This is a genomic window from Synechococcus sp. W60.3 (assembly GCF_047502615.1).
Classification (GTDB): Bacteria; Cyanobacteriota; Cyanobacteriia; order Thermostichales; family Thermostichaceae; genus Thermostichus.
In genome coordinates this window covers 1-2862 of record NZ_JANSHJ010000068.1, presented here as the reverse complement: position 1 = coordinate 2862, position 2862 = coordinate 1, and the positions used below count along the sequence as shown (strand labels likewise).

Below are 2862 nucleotides of genomic sequence, written 5' to 3'. Positions count from 1 at the left end.
TTTCTCTCCTTCCTCTTGAATACCTGTACCCTATTTTAAATTAAAAGGCTGTAGCATCTACCGCTTCTGGCCATTTATCCCTGTCAACTCGGCCAAAACTTTGTGGGCTGTTGAGGTTAATGGCTTGCTGGGTTAGAGTCTTGAGAGCCTCAAAGAAGCTGCCCAGTCGCTTTTGGAAAAGCTTCTGAAACTCGACCACCGATCCTGGCCGCCTCCAAAAGGGATCCTCTGACTTAGGAATTAGGGTAGAGCCCCGCCACCAGGGAGGCCGGTCGCGGTTCTGGCGGGAGTAGCAGGGTCTTCTGGCGCCTTGGCCCACACCCCCCAGATGGAACATCATCCAGGTGAGGTTAGTAAAGAGCCTTTTCACCGCCTCCTGCTCTGCTTGGGAAGCGTAATTTTGGCACTCGCTAGAAAAACTCAAGACAAGGATCCCTTCCTGTTGGCCTGCGGCTTCTCTTCGCTGATTGGGCCCCGGCCGAGAGACTTTGCCGTTCAGCAAATCCACATGGATCCAGCCGTGTTTCTGCTCGGGGGTGATGGAGCCAAACAGTTGTCCTTCCCACTTCTGAACCTGAACAACCGGCAAAACCCCCAAGGCAAAAGTGCGAAACCAGTAGCGCAGCATATTCTTAAAAGCCACAGGCCGCACTTCGGCAATGGGTCGATTATCATAGCGATTCCTACCCGGATTCCAGTTAGCTACTTGACGCCCGTGAATGAGTTGGCCTTCTAGCTCAAAGGGCAGCCGCAAGAATTCCCCTGGCATCTTGTCCAGCGATTTTCCTAGGGGGATCAGCCGGCCATAGCCAGTATTCACCTGGGATCCCACCCCTTGCTCTAGACCCTGGATCAGCCACTCCTTGACTTGAGCCAATATCTGGTCGGTACAGCCGGGGCCTTTGCGTAGGCCAATCAAAAAAGTGGCTTGTTTGAGAGAAAAGAACAAGTTAGGGTTAGGAGAGTAGTCAAGATTCTTTCCATTCCATTTCCAGATATTGTTGGCAATATCTACCGCCAGGCCTCCGGTTTTGGAGTTATCGGGATCCTCCCACCTCTGGGGCCGAGTGGGTACCGGGTAGGCATCCAGAAAAATTACCTTGCCAGCACTGTCTTGTTCGCCAGCTTGTAGGTGACCAAACCAAGGAGCTACAGCTTTGTCCGCTTCCTCCCAAGAGAGGTTGCGCTCCCGCATCAGCTCTCGAATGGCCTGGGATCGGGCTACGCCGCGCAGGGTGGAGCTGGGAATGTAAGGGATCCCTAAGTGATCGAAAGCAGGGAGCAGCATGCTCTCCGGGCCTTTGGCTCCACCGACTCGAATTCGCCAGGGACAGGTGACCTGAAAGGTGTTGCTGGCAATACGCTGGGTGCGCTCATTCAAAACCTTCAAGCGAGCTCCAAAGTTGATCCTGGTTTCCACTTGGTGCGCCAGCTCCGCCTTGGTGCCGTCTTTAAAAGCATCGAGTGGCGCTCGCATCCAACGCAAATATTCAACAAAGCCAGCGGTGGGATCGGGGTTGGGCGTGGGATCCAAGGGGTGACCTAGCCACGGTGAGGGCTGAGAATTGTTGCCCCCTCGGCCACCACCTCCACCGCGCGGCTGGTTTCCCCCACCATTACCTCCTTTAGGTCGATTTTCCTGGGGTGGCTGGCGGCTGGGATCCCCTGGCCTGGGAGGACGAGGAAGCGGCTGGGGAGTGTTGCCAGGGCGGGCAGAGCGATGACCAGTCATGGGATCTTCTCCAAAAAAGGGAAAAAGGGTTAGGAGTTGCCAAGAGTTTGCCGAAATTCACGCAACATGGCGCTGGTGCCAATCTCTAAGGCCCGTTGAATGAGCTGAGGCACAAGCTTGGGGATGTCGAAGTCTGGAAAAAGCTGGCTGCGGCTGGATTCGACGTAGTCTTGCTCCTGCAAGATAAATATCCGCAAACTTCGCTCATTCAAGATCCAAACTTCTGGCACGCCAATAGCTTTGTAGGCATCGATAAAAGTTTGGGAAGTAACATCGGACTCAATGGCCAGATCGGGTGGGGGGAACAAATCAACATCGATCCTTCCCTCACAGCCACGCACCTGCTCCAGGTGATTGACATAGAAACAGGTGTCTGGTTCTACTCCAGCCCTGCCAGATTTTTTGAGGGTTGTTGAGCCAAAATCTTCCCAGTCTCTCCCCTGAGCATCGAGGAGAGCTTTTACAATATCTCCAGCGATGCGATGAGGGCGTTCATGCTTGGATAAGGGAGACATAATCTCGAAAGTTCCATTGCAGTAGGCAATGCGAGTATGGCGATCTTCGCCCAGCTCTTCCAGAATGTTCTCGCAGTCTTGCCAGGTCAACGAATGGATGACCACTCGGCTCCCCTCTTGGAGGTGGATAGACTGCAGGGGAATGGCTACACCCATTACTCTCCTCCTTTGACGTCGTGGTAGATGGCCGTGGCCCAAAAGCCAAACTCCTGAGCTAAAGCCAGACCCAGTCCTGTGAGGCCCAGATACTCTTCAACTCCCAATTGCATAAGAAGGTTTAGACCGTTGGAGCCAGCAATTCCTTTTTGGCCAGAGATCTCCTCTAGACAACTAAAAAACTCCTTGACCACTTGCTTTTTTCCCTCTTGGCTAAGGGCATTCTCTTCTGCCTTAAGGCGCAGTAGGCCCCAGGTGGAAGGTAGTGTCGCGTATTTTGTGGGTTAAGCATGGAGGGCGGAATGGACGGAGAGGAGCTTAAGAGGTTGACCAAAGAGGAGATCAGCCGGCGCATCCGGGAAGGGGTCAAGGCCGTCATAGTGCTCCGCACCGCTTACGCGAACGAGCAGGTGTTGGAAGAAGAGATGACCGAGCACCTGGCTGCGGGTTACCGTGAGC

Annotated in this window: 2 protein-coding genes; both read right to left on the bottom strand. The window is 54.0% G+C overall.

Features of this window, described 5'->3' with window-relative positions:
* Positions 1–40: 40 nt before the first annotated feature.
* Complete coding sequence (locus tag NW846_RS12430) at positions 41–1732, bottom strand: RAMP superfamily CRISPR-associated protein (RefSeq protein WP_414516175.1); 1692 nt, start codon at positions 1730–1732, stop codon at positions 41–43.
* A gap of 29 nt (positions 1733–1761) precedes the next feature.
* A complete protein-coding gene (locus NW846_RS12425) occupies positions 1762–2337 on the bottom strand; it encodes a Uma2 family endonuclease (protein WP_414516173.1) in 576 nt (191 codons plus the stop codon).
* Between the last annotated feature and the right edge of the window lie 525 nt (positions 2338–2862).